The sequence below is a fragment of the Patescibacteria group bacterium genome (assembly GCA_035549555.1).
Taxonomy (GTDB): Bacteria; Patescibacteriota; Microgenomatia; order UBA8517; family UBA8517; genus Co84-156.
Map to the genome: position 1 here is coordinate 32,651 of DASZQR010000004.1, position 17,287 is coordinate 49,937.

The 17,287-nt window shown below is 34.8% G+C and carries 14 protein-coding genes; 5 read left to right on the forward strand and 9 right to left on the reverse strand.

The genetic code is table 11. The features are described 5' to 3' along the window. Positions 1–7: 7 nt before the first annotated feature. From VG895_00320 to VG895_00335, 4 genes are read right to left on the reverse strand one after another with little or no spacing between them, the layout of a single operon-like run. Positions 8–2,524, reverse strand: a complete 2,517-nt coding sequence (locus VG895_00320) for a pyridoxal-phosphate dependent enzyme (GenBank protein HWA51486.1) — start codon at positions 2,522–2,524, stop codon at positions 8–10. Beyond that, the gene (locus VG895_00325) at positions 2,514–3,023 is read right to left on the reverse strand and encodes a 3-isopropylmalate dehydratase (GenBank protein ID HWA51487.1); all 510 of its coding nucleotides are present in this window, start codon (positions 3,021–3,023) and stop codon (positions 2,514–2,516) included. The genes VG895_00320 and VG895_00325 overlap by 11 nt, the downstream gene beginning before the upstream one ends. Then, positions 3,023–4,240: a 3-isopropylmalate dehydratase/homoaconitate hydratase family large subunit gene (locus VG895_00330; protein HWA51488.1), complete on the reverse strand. Its 1,218-nt coding sequence runs from the start codon at positions 4,238–4,240 to the stop codon at positions 3,023–3,025. Before VG895_00330 ends, VG895_00325 begins: the two co-directional genes overlap by 1 nt. After that, the gene (locus VG895_00335; GenBank protein HWA51489.1) at positions 4,237–5,961 is read right to left on the reverse strand and encodes a carbamoyltransferase C-terminal domain-containing protein; all 1,725 of its coding nucleotides are present in this window, start codon (positions 5,959–5,961) and stop codon (positions 4,237–4,239) included. Before VG895_00335 ends, VG895_00330 begins: the two co-directional genes overlap by 4 nt. Positions 5,962–6,111: 150 nt before the next feature. Here VG895_00335 and VG895_00340 point away from each other — a divergent pair, with 150 nt between their 5' ends. Genes VG895_00340 through VG895_00350 form a run of 3 tightly spaced genes read left to right on the forward strand, consistent with a single transcriptional unit; the run spans position 6,112 to position 8,983 of the window. Then, positions 6,112–6,951, forward strand: coding sequence for a 6-carboxyhexanoate--CoA ligase (locus VG895_00340; protein ID HWA51490.1), 840 nt, complete (start codon positions 6,112–6,114; stop codon positions 6,949–6,951). Positions 6,952–6,975: 24 nt separating this feature from the next. After that, the gene (locus VG895_00345; GenBank protein HWA51491.1) at positions 6,976–7,953 is read left to right on the forward strand and encodes an NAD(P)-dependent oxidoreductase; all 978 of its coding nucleotides are present in this window, start codon (positions 6,976–6,978) and stop codon (positions 7,951–7,953) included. Between the two features lie 13 nt (positions 7,954–7,966). After that, on the forward strand, positions 7,967–8,983 hold the full coding sequence (locus VG895_00350; GenBank protein HWA51492.1) for an isocitrate/isopropylmalate family dehydrogenase: 1,017 nt from the start codon (positions 7,967–7,969) through the stop codon (positions 8,981–8,983). Here the strand turns inward: VG895_00350 and VG895_00355 are convergent. The 4 genes from VG895_00355 to VG895_00370 all read right to left on the reverse strand — a co-directional run bounded on the left by VG895_00355 (position 8,976) and on the right by VG895_00370 (position 13,717). Beyond that, positions 8,976–9,929: an N-acetylmuramoyl-L-alanine amidase-like domain-containing protein gene (locus tag VG895_00355; protein ID HWA51493.1), complete on the reverse strand. Its 954-nt coding sequence runs from the start codon at positions 9,927–9,929 to the stop codon at positions 8,976–8,978. The genes VG895_00350 and VG895_00355 overlap by 8 nt on opposite strands. Positions 9,930–10,003: 74 nt before the next feature. Beyond that, positions 10,004–11,281 carry an MFS transporter gene (locus VG895_00360; GenBank protein ID HWA51494.1) on the reverse strand — a complete coding sequence of 426 codons (1,278 nt, stop codon included), beginning with the start codon at positions 11,279–11,281 and terminating at the stop codon, positions 10,004–10,006. A 482-nt stretch (positions 11,282–11,763) separates the two neighbouring features. Then, positions 11,764–12,258 (reverse strand): MaoC family dehydratase, encoded by a 495-nt coding sequence (locus VG895_00365; protein ID HWA51495.1) that lies wholly within the window; start codon positions 12,256–12,258, stop codon positions 11,764–11,766. After that, positions 12,251–13,717: a serine hydrolase domain-containing protein gene (locus VG895_00370; GenBank protein HWA51496.1), complete on the reverse strand. Its 1,467-nt coding sequence runs from the start codon at positions 13,715–13,717 to the stop codon at positions 12,251–12,253. The genes VG895_00365 and VG895_00370 overlap by 8 nt, the downstream gene beginning before the upstream one ends. 505 nt (positions 13,718–14,222) lie before the next feature. Here VG895_00370 and VG895_00375 point away from each other — a divergent pair. Together VG895_00375 and VG895_00380 are read left to right on the forward strand one after the other, a co-directional pair. Beyond that, on the forward strand, positions 14,223–14,987 hold the full coding sequence (locus VG895_00375) for a class I SAM-dependent methyltransferase (protein ID HWA51497.1): 765 nt from the start codon (positions 14,223–14,225) through the stop codon (positions 14,985–14,987). A 9-nt stretch (positions 14,988–14,996) separates the two neighbouring features. Further along, the gene (locus tag VG895_00380; GenBank protein HWA51498.1) at positions 14,997–15,764 is read left to right on the forward strand and encodes a glucose 1-dehydrogenase; all 768 of its coding nucleotides are present in this window, start codon (positions 14,997–14,999) and stop codon (positions 15,762–15,764) included. Between the two features lie 233 nt (positions 15,765–15,997). Here the strand turns inward: VG895_00380 and VG895_00385 are convergent, their stop codons facing one another. After that, positions 15,998–17,287: an MFS transporter gene (locus VG895_00385; protein HWA51499.1), complete on the reverse strand. Its 1,290-nt coding sequence runs from the start codon at positions 17,285–17,287 to the stop codon at positions 15,998–16,000.

The window sequence follows — 17,287 nt, forward strand, 5'->3', positions numbered from 1 at the left end:
AATCTCTCTACAGGTTTAAAAGAGCTTCTGCAAAAATATCCGCTAACTTCACGTTTAGGTTTTCATCAAGGTCTCCAACGTATAATCGTAAAAATGGATATTCGCTTTCAGCAATGCTGGAAGCAGCTGAAATTCTAGGAAAGGTATAACCAAAGCTTAGCCCTTTTATAAGTGGAATTTGTTGATTTTTGGCAAAATGTAATAATTTGGTTATAAATGCTTCGAGAAAATTATTATTATTTTTTCCACGTTCTTTAAACTGAAAAGTCACACATCCTCCAGCGTAAGGTAAATTAATAGCTATGTGATAGTTTGGATGCGAAGTAAGAGTGGGATAAAAAATATCAATTATTTTTAGTACTTCAGGATCTTGGTTTAACAAAAGGGCTAAAGATGAAGCGTTCTTGCAAATTCTATGTATGCGGTTAAAAAATTGTTCTCGTGTAAAGTAAGGATATGAGATAGCTTGATTTTTGTATAAAATACTTCCCATATTTCGTCTTAGTCTTTCAAAGTTCGCTTGATACTTTATCGGATATATGACTATTCCTGCTAAGCATGACTCTAGACCCATTTGTAAATATTTTGAACAGCTTTCATAATATATGATCTCAATTTTATCTGAAGTAGTTAAAATTTCGGGCAAGAGCGCTCCCGATACCATGGTGCCATCGATAACTAATCTAATCGGTTTTTGTCTATTTAATTTGGCAAGTTCTGAAATGAGATATTTCATATCTGTTACGGGCTGTTCAACGATATTTGATAATGGGTCAGCAAAAATCACATCAATGGATGAGTCTTCTTGCAAAGCTACTAGCAAGTCTTGTGCACTAAACCCTTTTGCCTGCTTCAATTTTATCAATTTTAGGCTTTCTAACTGCTCTTTAGCTTCAAAATAGATATAAGGTGTCATTAGAAAAGTTGAGTTGGAAGTAACACAATAGCGTAATATAAACGACTCAATCAATGAAAATGCCGCCATACCTGATGATGTTATTGTTATCCCACACAGGTCTCTTGGTATATTGAATATCAAGCTTAACTGCTCTTCAATTCGCTTAAGCTGTGGGCAATTATATCGATCGTAATTAACTCCAGGATTTTCTTGTGAACTTAGACTAAAAAACTGCGTTATGTGTGACTGATCATAGGCTGCAGCTCTCCAATCAATGGCAGAGCTCACGTGAGACAAAGCCTGTAATAACCATCTTATTTTATTTTCTATCAGGTTTAATTCTTTGAAATCATAACTTTGGGGCAATGGGTAAAGTTGATCAATCTGTTGGTCAATTTGTTCTAAATAATTTTTTAATATCGCTGTAAGCTGGCTATCATAGGGTAAGTTTTCAGAATCACAAAAGTGAAGGTGGGCATCTATTTCCTCCTTAATGGATTGTGCTTCTTTTCTTATTTCGCTGATTTGATATTCAATATTGTCGCATTTATTATTTACAGTAAGAGGTTTACTGATCTCATTTTGCCCAGAGTAGGACTTACTAATGGGGGTATGTAAAACAGACTGGCCTTTGAGATCCAGCAAGTATTTATAATGAGAATTTGAAAAATTGAATTGAAGAATGCGATTTAAAATATTTTTTTGAATATTACCTCCACACAAAACAATTCCTATGCTGCCTGTAAATTTTATTTTATGGCTAAGTTCAATTAATGCAGCTATCCCTGCACAGCCAGAGGGTTCTATTAATAAGCTTTCTTTGTTAAGGAGCGCAAAAACACTAAATGCAAGTGCCTCTTCATCGAGCATTACCATGTCGTCTACATATTCTGCAATAAAATTTAGTGTGTGAGCGTTGGGCTCTAAGTTGACAGCAAGGCCATCTGCAAATGTTGGCATGTTAGGTACTTTTACCGCTTGTTTAGCAGCTAATGATGCTATTACGGAAGCATAGTTCTTTGGTTCACAGCCAAAAATCTTTACCGAATGGTTTATTTGTTTGCCGGCAATTGCCATGCCTGAGATTAATCCGCCACCACCAACAGGAATAATCAAATATTGAAGATCAGAGACTTGGTTGAAAAACTCTTGTGAAATACTTGAATTAGCTGCTATGACACCAAATTCATTATAAGGTGAAATAAAGCGCCAACCATTTTTATTGGCTACATCCTTTGCATATAAGATTGCTTCATCTAAAGATGATCCATATTCAATTAAGCCAGCTCCTGTTTCTAAGATTCGTTGTCTTTTAAGCCGACTTGCATTAGAAGGTAAATATATATTTGCCTTAAGTCCTAACTGCTGGCAGACCTGGGCTACAGCTAAACCGTGATTTCCCGCTGACGCAGCAAGCACCGGGATTTCTTTCGGATGACTATGAAGGCTATATAAAGCACCACGATACTTAAACGAACCGGTATGTTGCTGGTTTTCAAGCTTCACCCATACTGGAACTCCAGTAAATTCTTCAAGCCACTTTAATCTCCGAACAGGTGTTTGGACGACTTTATCTTTTAGGAAAGTACAAGCAATTTCCATATGGGTAAATAATTCATTCATCATGTAGTACTAATCCACCATAAATTTTATAATATTCCAATAAGCCGGTAGCTTCATAAATTTTAGTAGCAACGGGATTAATTTGGTCTAACATAAACTTTTCTTGATTAGCATTAATTAAGATTGATTCTTCTGTGTTCACTATTATTTCACTACCATCAGAAAATTTGTCCCAATAATTTTGGGAGAACGTAGCTGCAATAATGCCGTTATTAATGCAATTACGAAAAAATATTCTGCCAAATGATTTGGCAATTACGGCTTTAATCCCGCAACATTTTAATGCAATGACAGCTTGTTCTCTGGATGAACCACAGCCGAAGTTTTCACCTGCAAATATAAATTGTCTTTCTAAAATAATAGATGCGATTTGCGAATCGAGAGTTTCGAATACATGAGATTGCCACAATGAAAAATCGTTGGTACGCAGATACTGACCTGCGATTATATCGTCTGTATTAATATTGTTGCCAAGTTTTAAAATTTTTCCTTGCAGAATCATTAAATATTTCCCTCAACTGCAATTCTTGCAGCAGATGCAGGAGAGCAAAGATAAATTGAAGCATTTTTATTGCCCATCCTTCCTTTATAGTTGCGATTGCCTGTAGAAACACAGGTTTCATTGTCTCCAAGTACTCCCATATTTTGTCCAAGACAGGGGCCACACGAAGGTGGGAGAATAGTTGCTCCCAATTCTAAAAATTGAGTGATAAGACCCAGCTCAATTGCTTTTTTGTAGGTGGCAATAGAAGCTGGGTTAATTAATAGTCTTGTTCTCAAGGGTCTTTGCATTTCTGAAAATACCTTCGCTGCACTGATTAGGTCCTCTAATCTTCCTCCGGTGCAAGTGCCTATAAAGACTACATCCACTTTAATGCCAGATTTTTTTTGAACAGGATAAACAATATCAACTTGGTGGGGGTACGCAATCAAAGGAGTTATCTTATCTATGTTGATATCAATTATATCATCAAAATCGTTGTCGCAATCGCTAATTAAATCTTGGGTATGTTTATAACGTAAAGGATCTTCAGAATAATAATCACTTGGTTCAAAAATAGCAGTTACTGCTCCTAACTCTGGACTCATATTACATAAAACTGCTCTCCAATCATATGTAAGAGAATGCTCGGCTTCATATACTATAAACTTCTCATTCAAACGTTGCGGAGAAATATTTTTTGCAATATACAGAACAATATCTTTAGCTGTAATTTGATCTGAAGGTACACCCCATAACTTAATTTTAAGCGTTTGCCCCATAGTGAACCAAGTAGTTCCGGTTAACATTGCATATGTCATATCTGTTGCACCAGAACCCAGCCCCAGTACGGAGTATGCCCCTATGGTTGGAGTATGTGAGTCGCCACCTAAGAGGATTGAGCCACCTGTTATTTCTGGATTTTCTAATAAAAGCTGATGGCTTATTCCTTGTCCACCATCAAATAAAGTTTTAATACCATATTTTCGTGTAAAGTTTCTTGCTTTTTCGTGTAAGCTTGCTGTAATTGCATTGTTTGCAGGATAGATATGATCGAAAACAATGATAATTTTTTCCGGATCAAATACGTGATTAAAGCCATGTTCTTGATAGTAGCGTTCTACCATCATAATGGAACCGTCATGCAGCATAAGCCAATCAAGATTGAGTATTATATTTTTGCCAGGCTTTAGGCATTTTCCATGTTTGTTATAAATAATTTTTTGATAAATATTCATATCGCAGTTTTTTCTACAAGAAATTTTCCAATAACTAAACAATCCAATCCAGTGCTAAAAAAACAACGAATAGCATCAGAGGGAGACATAACAATAGGTTCGCCCTTGACATTAAAAGATGTGTTTAATATCAAAGGAATACCTGTTAATTTGAAGAAAGATTCAATTAATTGATAATAGAGAGGGTTTTCTGATGGCTTTAAGGTTTGGAAACGACAAGTTCCGTCGATATGTACCACGGCTGGAATCAGTGCCTGTTTATCAAGTTTGACTTTTGAAACAAAACTCATGTACGGGCTATCAACAGGTTTTGTAGTAAAATCATTCATTTTATCGTAGAGAATGGTAGCGGCAAAAGGTCTAAATTCTTCCCTAAATTTGACAGCCTGATTAATCTTATCTCGCATGCTTTTTATCCTTGGGTCAGCAAGTATGCTTCTATTGCCAAGTGCACGAGGTCCAAACTCCATTTGTCCTTGGAAAAAACCACATATCTTTCCTTCGGCTATTTTTTCTGCAATCAAATCTAAGCTAGGGTATTCACTATATAACAATTTATAGTTATCCAAAGTATCTTTAATCTGCTCATTAGAATAACTAGGTCCAAGATAAGGTGATTGAATGTTTGGGCGAGTTGTTGCGTGGTTATATTTATAATAAATATACAGAGCTGAACCAATGGCGCAGCCTTGATCAGATGGAGCAGGAGGAACAAATATATTTTTAAAATTTGACTGCTCAAAAACTATATTATTACAAACAGAGTTCATAGCTACTCCGCCACCAAGTACTAAGTTCTCATTTTTCGTGATATTTTTAATTCCAGAAACAAGGGTTAAAATAGAGTGTTCTAACTTTTTTTGTAAAGCAAATGCTATATTGGCATGGTGATCTGTAATTTCTTCGTCAGATATTCGGGAAGACCCTAAAGAATTTATCACTTCATTGTTAAACCAGGGTGCATCTAACTTTTCATTGTATTGATAATTACAATATTGAAGATTAACGCCAATATGAAAGGGATGTTTACTTTGAATGAGGCTATCAAAAAAAACTTGTAATTTCTCATCAGGTTTTCCATAAGGTGCTAACCCCATTATACGGTATTCGTCAGAAATGGGACGAAAGCCCAAATGTTGTGTTACTGCACCATATATATATCCTAAGGAATGAGGCATATTAATTTGGTAAAGTTTTCTTAAGTTCTGCTGAGAGCAATCAAAACCAGTGATTGCTGCATATTCTCCTCTGCCATCTATTACCAGGCCTGCGCAGCTTTCAAAGTTGGAAGAATAGAAAGAATGAGCTATATGAGATGAATGGTGGTCAACAAAAAAAATGGTAGGAATGGAGCAATTTTTTTGATGATCGCAAATTTCTGCTATAATCATTTTCTTTATTTGGTTTTGAAAAAAAGCCGCACGTAGACGTGAGGCAATTCGTCGCAAAGTGGGTATCCGTTTATTGAGTGAATTTTTTAGTTCGTACAGGATGGCTGGCCATAAGGCAGATTGGTCATTCCAATAAAAACAGATAATATCCAATTGGTTTGCATTGATATTAGCTATTCGCAATGCTTCCTTCACAGAATTTTTCGGGAAAGTCCAAGTATTTTTGATTCGGGTTACTCTTTCTTCCTCAACGGCAGAGACCACTTCGCCATCAACAATAACAGCTGCTGCAGCATCATGAGCCATACCACTTAAGCCAAGTATTTTCATGACTTTGATATCCGTATATTTATAATGTTAACAATTAGAACAGGTAGTTGTAGTTTTCACTATTAATCTATTTAGTTTTTATGATAATATCTGGCCGTTAAAGTTTTGTAAATACTAAAATAATTATATATTTATTTACTGGGTGCATATATGTATTCCGTTAAAATGAGAGCGTCCAGAAAAACTAAAGAAGATGAAAAGCCTCAACATGTATCTGGAGCTGAACGTTTAATACCCTCAACAGGTGGAATTTATCCATGTCTTAAGCTGATGCTTGATAGAGCTTTAAATCATTCTTTAGGGCCAGTAGATGCTGTTAATTTCTCTATAAATAAAATTGATACTGAAATAAATGTAATTAAAAGCTTGCCAATCGTAACAGTAAAAGTTACAAATAAACAAGAGGGGCTACATATAGCTAAAATAATTTTGGAAGAATTAAACATTAATCAAGAGGTGATTAAAAAATCTATGAATTGGCTTGCTGTTGGTGGAGCTCCAGGAGGTTACAATATGCGCGGTGCCATGTTATTCGATATCTATACTTCACGGCGAGTAGAAGATGATCCATTTGGAGGTGTTCGTGCTACAAATTTTGATATGACCGAAGCTTCAGAAAAAAAATTAAGCGAAGAACTCAATAAAATAGGCGCTTACAATTCAAGAACACGAGATGCGCTTGTATTAGCAACTAAAGTTTGTAACTTTCCTGGAATTATCGCAGAACTGTGTTGTGCTGATGATCCCAGCTACTCAGGAGGTTATGTCGCAAGTAAACAAAGAGGATATATTAGGATAAATCATATGAAGTCGCCTGACCATAATCGTGGCGGTAGAATTATTTTTTTAGACTCTAGGAAGTGTAATATAGAACAGTATAAGCATTACCTCAAAAATACAGTTGTACAAGTGAATGACATTGGTAATGTTAGCAGGGTTTATCTATATGAGGAGCTAACCAATGGTTTAATGGAAACTGCTGAGAACTAAGAATCACGTGGACTATCTATCTGTATGATTTGTTTAATTGCACTCTACCATCGATATCACTTTTGGCGAGTACCGCAAAAATATAAAGAAATTCTTAGCGCTCAATTTCCTAGTATTAACTTTATTTTTGTTTCAAATAATCAAGAGCTAGATCAAAAGTTATATCTGGCGGATGTTTTATTTTGTTGGGAAATTAATGAAAATCAACTAGATAAAGCATCCAAGCTTTCCTGGATACAGTTAGCAAGCTCGGGGCTAGATAAAAGAATTCCTCCCAATTTTTTTTCGCAATATCAACATGAATTAACGGTCATGAAGGGAGTCGCAGCTTCCGCGGTGGCTGAATTTGTTTTAGGTATCATTCTTGGAGTGAACCGCAGAATTTTCGAAGCGATAATAGATTCAACTGCTGGGATCTGGAATAGAGAGTCCTATGTGGATAATGACTCTAATATAAAAAGTCTCAATGAAACTTGTGTGGGAATTTTAGGTTACGGCGCCATTGGTTCGAAGTTATCATGCTTGCTAAATTCTTTGGGTGTTCGAGTTATTGTCTGTTCCAAATCGAAGCCAGTAAACGATGATTATTTCAGCGCGTATTTTAGTGCATCTGAGATAGACACATTTTTAGTAGACTTAGATTTTTTAGTTTTGACTCTACCTCTCAATGCGGACTCAAGTGATCTACTTAATGAAAATAAGTTCAAATTAATTTCAAAAAATACCTTTATTATAAATATTGCACGAGAGAGTATTATCAATCGGGAAAGTTTGATTAACGCTATAAATGAGAAAAAAATCAAAGGTGTATTAATCGATGTTTTAGATATTGAACCCCCCGTTCCTGAAAGTAGATATCCTGTTTCACCCAAGATATTTATTACTCCGCATATTGCAGCATTAAGTAATAATTATTGGAAAGATAGTATGGAGATCTTTATGGCTAACCTTAATGCACATCTTAACAAAGAGCCAAAAATTAACAGAGTTTATCATTTCTAACCGATAAGATAACATGACCAGTAAACCCCTTGTTGCTGTTTTAAAAGGCGATGGCATTGGACCTGAAGTGGTAGATGCTGCAATTAGTCTTATCCCCAAATTAGAAAATTATGTGGAACTCGTGCATATTCAAACAGGAGTGGACAAGTATTTAAAATGTGGATTTCTTTTTTCTATCGAGGAACGCAAGATTTTAGACGAAGCCAAGGCTTTTTTTGTTGGCGCTTTTACTACTCCGCTTATTAAACCTAAAGGATTTAATTCAGTCATTGGATTTTTAAGAAAGACTTATGATTTGGCAACAAACATTCGACCCGCAGTCAGCATAGATAATTTAAGTAAAGCAAGATTTAATATTACTATTTTTAGACAAAATACAGAAGATTTATATTATCAGAAACAGTATTTTAGAAAAGAAGATGAGGCGGTTGGGGAAAAGCTTGTAACTTTGAAGGCAACACAAGCTATTTCCAGTGATGCCTTTCATTACGCCAAGAATCAAGGGTATAAAAAAATTACGATTGTTACAAAAGCCAATGTTTTGCCATTAGTTGATGGATTCTTTAAAGAGACAGCAGAAGCGGCTTTGCATCAATTAATGGATGACCACAATTTTCAACTTGAGGTCAACCATGAATACGTAGATGCTGCAGCTTATAAGCTGATAAAATCACCCGAACAGTTTGAGCTTATCCTTACTATGAATATGTATGGAGATATATTATCTGATGTATTGGCAGGGATGGTAGGGAGTATTGGTCTTTGCCCTTCTGCAAACCTAAGCAAGAATAAAGGGTTATTTGAACCAATTCATGGTTCAGCCCTCGATATTGCAAATAAAGGTATAGCAAATCCTGTGGGTGCTATTCTTGCTTTATCTATGATGTTGGATTGGCTGAGCTTTCCTAAAATTGCTAGCTTGGTCAAAGAAACCACCTTAACCATCTTGAGAAATAATCAGTATACTCAAGATTTAGGGGGAGATTTAAGTACATTAGAGTTTATTGATAAATTTCGAGGGTTTATTTAGCTCTAAGAAAGCATGCTCCTTTAAAGTTATTTTCCGCATAAGTTATCAATGACTGTTTCTGTTCCTTTAAGTAGCCATAGTATGTTTTATTTCCCACTTTTTGCGTGTAATGATCTCCTGCGAATTTTAAGCCGTAATTAACGCCTATTTGTTGGTGGATAGGATCGTTTTTTTGTATATTTAAATCAACGATGTAATTTTTACTTGAATGGATAAAAAAGAGTTCATTATTTTCTTTTATTACAATTGCTAAATGAGAAATTAATGAAATGGCTGGTTGGCCTTGAGAGTCTTTCTCGCCTTTGGATAATAGAATAATATCTCCTGAATTTAAATATTTTATATCTATTTCACTTAATGAACTAGTAGGAATAAAGTCCCACCGTGCTTCATAAGCCTGAAGATATTTTGGAGTGATAATTAAAGTTTTTGAGTCATGAGCAGCAGGCCGAGTAACCGGTTTAATTTTTACTTTTATCTCTATTAATTTATTTTGGCTAATTAGATGTTGTGTTATATCATCCAGATAATTTCTTTTTATACAATTGTATAAAATTGATTCTTCAACAAAATCAAATATGTTGCCAGATTTCGGGTCATTATCGAGAAAAAAATCTTCAGAAAATTTGTATCTAACTTTACATAATTTTTGACAAAAGTCAGAAAATGAGATTGAGCTTGATAATGCAATGACTGTGTACAAAAAAGTGACGCAATCAAACGATTCAAATCTAACTCGTAACCATTGTTTGGGGAGAATAGGCAGTTCAGATTCAAAATAAAAAGGTGTGCTTATCAGTTGTTCGGCAAGAAATTTTATTCTTTCAAATGGAAGTTTGAATTTCCATTGGGCTATGATCAAGTCATTTTCTAAAGAATCAATAGTCCATTTGCCTAATTCAAGCTTGCAGGTGATCCCATTAATATCTACTTTTTGATAAGTCATTTAATTTTGCCAAAGTTTGAGGGAAGATGAACCGCTTCCGCTAAAAACAATTTCCATCATATGCTTCAATTTATTTAATTTGATACATAAATAATATTGGTTAAATATTTTCGCAGGTATACATAGAGTCCGAAGATCAACTCAATTAAACCGATAGTTGTTAATATAAAGATCATTGCCCCCGTATTACTAGTTCCATAAACAAGTGTAAATAAAGATTGCGTGTCATGAGACTCTTGCTGCAAGAGGGGAAAGACTATTTTATCAACTAATGGTCCAGCAACTAAAAAAACAAGAGCACTGGTTGCTTGCAGCATTATCCCTTTTATCGCTAATAGTTTACCATAACGTTCATTCTCTAAAGAATTTTCCCACAAGGCGTAACTACACCCTCGTTGCCAAGGACTTATAAAAAAATATATAAATAGTACTAGGCCCATGATGACAATGTGAAAACTAAATGACCCAAGAAGAAGGATAATTCCCTGAAAAGCTACACTTAATGGAATAAATTTTTCAAAGCTTAATTTTTTGGGAGGAAAAAAAGCAACTAATACCCCAGCTAAAACAGCCCCTATCCCTCCCATAGCAATGACTTTGCCTGCAATCTCAGGAGACGTTTCCAGAAGCGAAATGGGTAATATATATACTCCAATTAGGTTTATCGCACAAAGCGATAGCATAAGACAAGATAGAGACCACAGCAGTTGTGGCTTATCCAATAATTCTCTAATGCATTCTATATATTCTGCTAAAAACTTTGACCACGGCTGTATAACAGATGGAACAAATTGATCTTTAATATATAGCGTCATAACAATTGAAAACAAAGAAGAAGCTATATCTAGCATGAAAAGCACAGAAGTGCTGCCGTGCATTAGCCAAAAACCCGCAAAAAGCGGGGCGATTAATCGTGGCACAACTTGTCTCAAATTTAATAAGGTATTAAATTTCATTCGTTTGTTGGCAGAAACATTAATTCCTACCAAAGTTATGGTTGCTAAACCCTGTAAAGTTCCAAATGTGGAACAAATTGCAACATAGGCGTACAAATCTGTTTTCGTTAGATTGTGATTTGAAACTTTAAAAATTAGATAACTTAATGTGAGTACGGAAATAGCTTCACTCAGGATTATAAATTTTTTTTTTGAATACTTATCTACGATTAGGCCGGCGGGTAATAGAATCAACAATACGGGTAGAACTTGGAAAAAATAAAGCATGGATAAATCCGTTACTTTATTATTCATTTGAAACAAGATAATACCAAAAGCAAACCCAGTCAGAGAGCTTCCCAACTGTGAAATAAATTGACCCAAAATAACTAATGTAATGCGCATAGAATCTTTCATAAATGTTTTCCGGCATCAAAAAATGGATTTTACCGCTTTTTTCTCGGCGTTCCATTGTTCATCGAAGGACCATTATTAAAATCCAATCAATTTGGTATCTTGAACATCATAGAGTTTATTTTTAGAGTTAGTTGTTGTATTAACGTAGGGTTGATGTTAGGTTTTAAGTTAAGTTTCTTATTAAACTGAAGTGTAAATGAAGTGCAAATGTAATGCACGAGAATAGTACACCATATACAATCAGCAACAAACTAGTATTGTACAATCATCTGATTTAAGGCAGATATTTGTTTATCGTGGTTCATTGTGGTTTACTGGTAGTTATGTCACAATTGCCTTCACACGGCAGGGGTCAGTGGTTCGATCCCACTATCGCCCACCAATAAAATCAATAATGGCCTCGAAACTGGCAAACTCTTAGGGACCAAGGCATTGGTTGAAACACATGATTTGTATGAAGCCAAAAACACTTGTAGTTATAATTACGGGTGAGTTCGTATACGGGATTTTGCCGGATCTATAAGGCATTCATCTATGGGAATTTTTATTAATGGCGGGACTACTTCCGCCTCTCCTATGGAAACTATATCTCCTTTCTGGTTAGTGCATTGGCAGTCAAAAATAAGTGTTTTTTGGTTTTCATTTTTACTTTTAACAGTTATGGTTGCTTGGATTACGTCTTCACAAAAAATAATTTTTTTGAAAATTAATTGTTGTTTTAAGTAGATGGTGCCAGGCCCAGGAAGTTGGGTTCCAAGGATTGCTGAGATTAATAGATTGCTCCATTCGCCTTGGGCAATAGTATTGTAAAAACCACGTCTTTTTGCATATTCTACACTCAAATGTAGTGGATTAAAGTCACCTGAGAGAGTTGCAAATTGGTTGATTTTTTCCTGTGATATCCTTTTTTTTAAAGAGGATTTATCACCAATAGAAATTTCTTCAAAAATATAGTTAGAAAAAATTCTCTTACTCATTAATAACAAAATCCTGTGTATCTATCCATGCTAGATGACCGTGTTGATCATCCATATTTATCGTTAACGTCAATTTTTTTCGGGTATCTTTAATTTCTAGTAAAATTAACTTAAACATCGTGCCAAAATTGAAGTGTTCATCAATTAATTTGAAAATATTATTTCCAATATATTCAATTTTGATGATTACAGCTTTAGGACCTAAAATAATATAAGATAGATTTTCATCTACGTGAATGACTATTTTTCCATATATTGGATTAAAATAGCTACCATTTTTTATTTTTAAATAAGAAGGGATCGCTTCCTTTTTGTAAACACTTAAGTCTTGATTTAAAGAAAGCCTAAATTTTATGCATTGTTGTTTGATAGCTTCCAGCATATTTGTATAATAGTTGTTTATCAATAATTCATAGTAATTCATTTTAAGCATTTCTAAAGGATACCAGATATCACTTTTATTGCTGAGTAAAATGATCCCTGATTTTAGTTGAGGAGAAAAAGAAATGTTGCTCATGTAACCAGAAAATCCTCCCATGTGCTCAAAAAAAGTATATTTATTAAAACATGCGCGGTACCAACCCAGTGTATATGCATCTGCGCAAATTAGACTGTTAAATAAATTAGTTGATTTTGGTGTTGATATTTTAATTTGTGACTTAAAGATTTTTTTATACTGTTTTAAAGCGGGATCATCAGTTGTAGTGATTTTTAAATTAAATAATAGCCATTGAGCTAGATCAGCTGCAGTACTATTAACATTACCACCTATGCTAATTGCATCTCCAAATGGGCACTGTGGAATGGCAATACTCTTTCCATCGTGATCAACATGCGGTACTGCTAAGGCAGGTTTGTAAAGTGTATTAAGAGAAGTATAGGTATTATTCATTCCTAAAGGCTGAAATAACTTTTCTTTGAAATAATCTTCATTCCTTATGCCTGTAACTTGTTTAATAAGTTCAGCAGCAACTACATATAAGCCATTATTGTATTGAAATGATGAGCGGTATGGTTTAACTGGCTTAAAATGTTGATAGCAGTTAATGATGTCCTGATGAGAATAATCCAGGTAACACATCATTGATGCGGCATATTTACTGACTCCTGTGGCATGGGTGACTAAATCAACTACCTTAGTTTCATTAGTCAATTCTTTTGTTCCCATTTTAAATTTAGGGAGATAGTTAATTACAGAATCCTCTAGAGAAAGTTTTTTTTGATATTCTAAGTCGGCTAAGATAGCACATGCCATTGCTTTACTATTAGAGCCAATCCTAAAAATTTTGTTATTCACATCATAGGGATAAAATTGATCTAAAGTGTATGAATTTAGTCCTATTATTTCATTTTGAGAAATCAAGGCATACGTTAGATTGGGAACTTGCCAATGTGTGCAGACCTCCTTCACTAACGTATGAAATTGTTTAATTAATGAATTATAGTAATGCTGGTTCATAATACCTCTTCCTAATATATACTCATTACACTTCAAACTGCGAACAACAGTGCATGCAATATTTGAAAGTTATCAGTAACTCGTGCGCTTAAAATAGTTTTATTTCTACTAACTCTATTAAAAACTCTAGGGTGTTGTTTCATCACCCAGAAATAGAATACGAAAATTTCTGAATAACTATAGCCATCCTCATAGGCAAGTGCTGCTTTTATACGAATGCGTGCACACTCATCTCGTTCCTTACGATGTTGGTTAATTAATTTTTCTCTTTCCCATAAAGACTTTTTACTATAATTTGCAGTTTAATGCAGCAAATTTCGCATCTTCATTGGTGAAAGGTTTGCTTCATCTTTAATCTTGATTGTCTTAAATAATTTTATATTAATCTACCGTTGAAAACACGGTTGGATAAATTAAGAACATGTTTTAAACTATATATTTAATAATTAAATGAGGAAAAGATATGAGTTATCCCGTGGTCAGTGGGAAAACTGATTTTATAAGAATGTCAATTTTAAATAGTATATATAATCCTTCTAGTTTTGCTTTCATAGAAAAATTTGGGATCGATAAGGCTATGTCAGTACTTGAAATTGGTTGCGGATATGGTAGTACAGCCATTTGGTTAGCTAAAAAAGTAGGTTGTAAAGGTCGAGTTTTGGCTATTGATCAGGACTGTCGTCAAATTAAATTTTCTATAAATCGTAGCAAAGGATTAAATTTAACTAATTTATCTTTTACGCAGGCTTCTTTAGAAGATTTATTTCCAAGGTTCTTAGATAGTTTCGACTTTATTTATATTCGTTGGACATTAATGTTTATAAATCAACCCTTGAATTGGTTGCGACTTATTTATCAACTCTTAAAATCTGGAGGAAGCTTAGTGTGTGAAGATATTAGTGTCATCAGCAATGGTATTTTTACCTGTCCAAAGTCTGATATTGGGGAAAGATGGACTAAAATGATGAAAAATAATTTCCAAGCGTTAAATTTAGATTTAGATTTAGCGGGCTCGCTTTATAGTATGTTTATGCAAGCAGGATTTGATTCATTGGATGCGGAAATTTATCAACCGCTTTTAAAGACTAAGAAAGAAAAAAGTATTTGCCGGCTCGGAATTGCTTGTACAAAATACAGCATTCTTGAAAATAACTCTGTTACACCTGAAGAATTTGAAGGTTTAGTGAAAGATTTAAAAGGGTACGAAAATTGTACTAAGAGTATTATTGGTTACGTAAGAACGTTTATGATTAGCGGTAAAAAACAATAGGAGAAAAAAATGCAAGAATTTGTCAATAAGGTAGCGTTGATTACTGGAGCAACTTCTGGTATCGGTGAAGCCACTGCAATTGCTTTTGCTAAAGCTGGCTCTCATGTGGTCATAGCCGGTCGACGAAAAGAGGAAGGGATGGCAGTAGTAGAAGCTATCCGAAAATTTGGAGGAGACGCTATCTTTTTACAAACAGATGTAAGAAAAGAAGATGATATAATTGCGATGATTAATAAGACGCTCAGTCGATTTGGTCGCTTGGATTATGCATTTAATAATGCAGGCGTAGTAACAAACGATTCTATAATTAACGAAACGGAGGAGTCTTATTATAGAGTGATGGACACCAATACCAAAGGAACTTTTTTCTGTATGAAATACGAACTAGTTTATATGATTAAAAATAAAGGTGGAGTGATTATAAACTCTTCGTCGGTAGCACCTTTTTTACCAGTTCCTAAGCATAGTCTTTATAACGCCAGTAAAATCGCGATTCTTAGCTTAAGCGAAGCTGCAGCAAGCGAGGCAGCATGTCATGGAGTGAGAGTAAATGTTGTTTGTCCCATTGGTATTGCTGGAAAAATGGTTGAAGATTTTCTTGAGAAAAATCAAATGCAGGTGGAGCAAATCATTCCACCGATTGGAAGAATGGGTATGCCGGAAGATGTTGCTAACGTAGTACTTTTTTTATGCTCAGATACAGCATCATATATCACAGGCGCAGCTATTCATATGGATGGGGGTATGCGGATAAAAGCAGCCTCCATCCGGGATTAAATACACATATTTTTTACAGTCTTGTGCTTAGGCTAGGTAGAATGCTTTTCTATAATTTTAACAGAAAAGGTGAAACCAAAATGAGCTGAATTTTTCCAAGATTGATTGTTTGCGTTTTTGAGAATCATATGGAATTAATTTAAAGAAAATGGGAATCTGATCGGTAGGATCGCTTTTAAACTTGAACGCATGATTTTTCTCCTTGTAATTTAATCACAATACTTTTTCATTTTTTAAAAATTTAAATAAGTTTCCTTTACAAAAAAACTTAATATTAAAATGAGTAAATAGCACATTGGCAGTATCAATAAAGCATGATGATAGCAAAAGGTAGAATATAGCTTGGTAACGCCAAAATATCTTCCATCCCAGAATTTATCCAATAAATAACTGGCTATAAAATCAAAAAAGGCATTACCAAAGCAAATAATCGTGTTGTTGAATCCAAAAGCTGTGGCAGAATCGCGACTTAGATGCCGATCATGCATGATACCAAAGGTGAGCACTTGACAAGCACTGGCTCCTCCCATTAAAAATAAGGCTATCAATAAAATACCTACCCACCGATTAGCGCCCCAAAGGATTACTATGGAGCTGATGAGACCGATGCTAGCACCAATACGAAGAGGAAGCAGGCGTTTCTTAAGATAAATTGATATCCAACCCCACAGTGGGCTCACTATTCCAATGCCTAACCATACCATAATTAAGAAATCAGCTGCTGAAATTTTAGAAAGATGGTACACCACGCGCAGAAATGGGATACCCCATAAGGCAGCAAAAATTGAGACAGGCGCCCAAAATAATGCACCTGTAATAGCAATTACCCAATTTTGTGTAGATAAAAAAATCGTTTTAAATGCCTCAAAACGAATAGTGAGCTGTGTTTTTTTAATAGAAATATTGGAGGGATAGTCCTCTACAAATAGATAAGTGAGTATTAATAAAATAACACCCAGCGCTGACATCAATAGGATAATGGTTTCTAGGCGAAGAAAATTAGTTAAATAAGATATGAAAGAGCTACCAAAAACTGCACCGATACATTCAATAAAAACTACTCCTCCTGTTAAAATCACATAGAGACGATGAGGAAACCAGCGAACAATTAATAGCATAGGGGCCAAGTATCCAGCGGCAGCTCCGACAGCAAGTAGCCCTCTGGCGATGCAACTAACGACAAAAGAATTAGTAAAAGCAAACAGTAATAAAGCTCCTGTGCAAATAAATGAACCTATTATTATTATCTTGCGTGGGCCAAAACGATCTAATATATAGCCACAAGGTAACTGCAGGGGAGCATAAAAATAAAAATAAATGGCAGCAAATAACCCAATACCTGTGGCAGCAATGTGATATTTAAGACTAAGTTGGTTAATTAACGCTGCAGGGAATACCGCAAACATAGAATCAAGAAAAAAATATAGTGAGCCAATAAAAATCACGATAAATGCACGAAGAGAAAGTGTCTCAGAATGTGTGTTAACAGCAATTGAATTTAATTCAACAACATCACTGTTCAT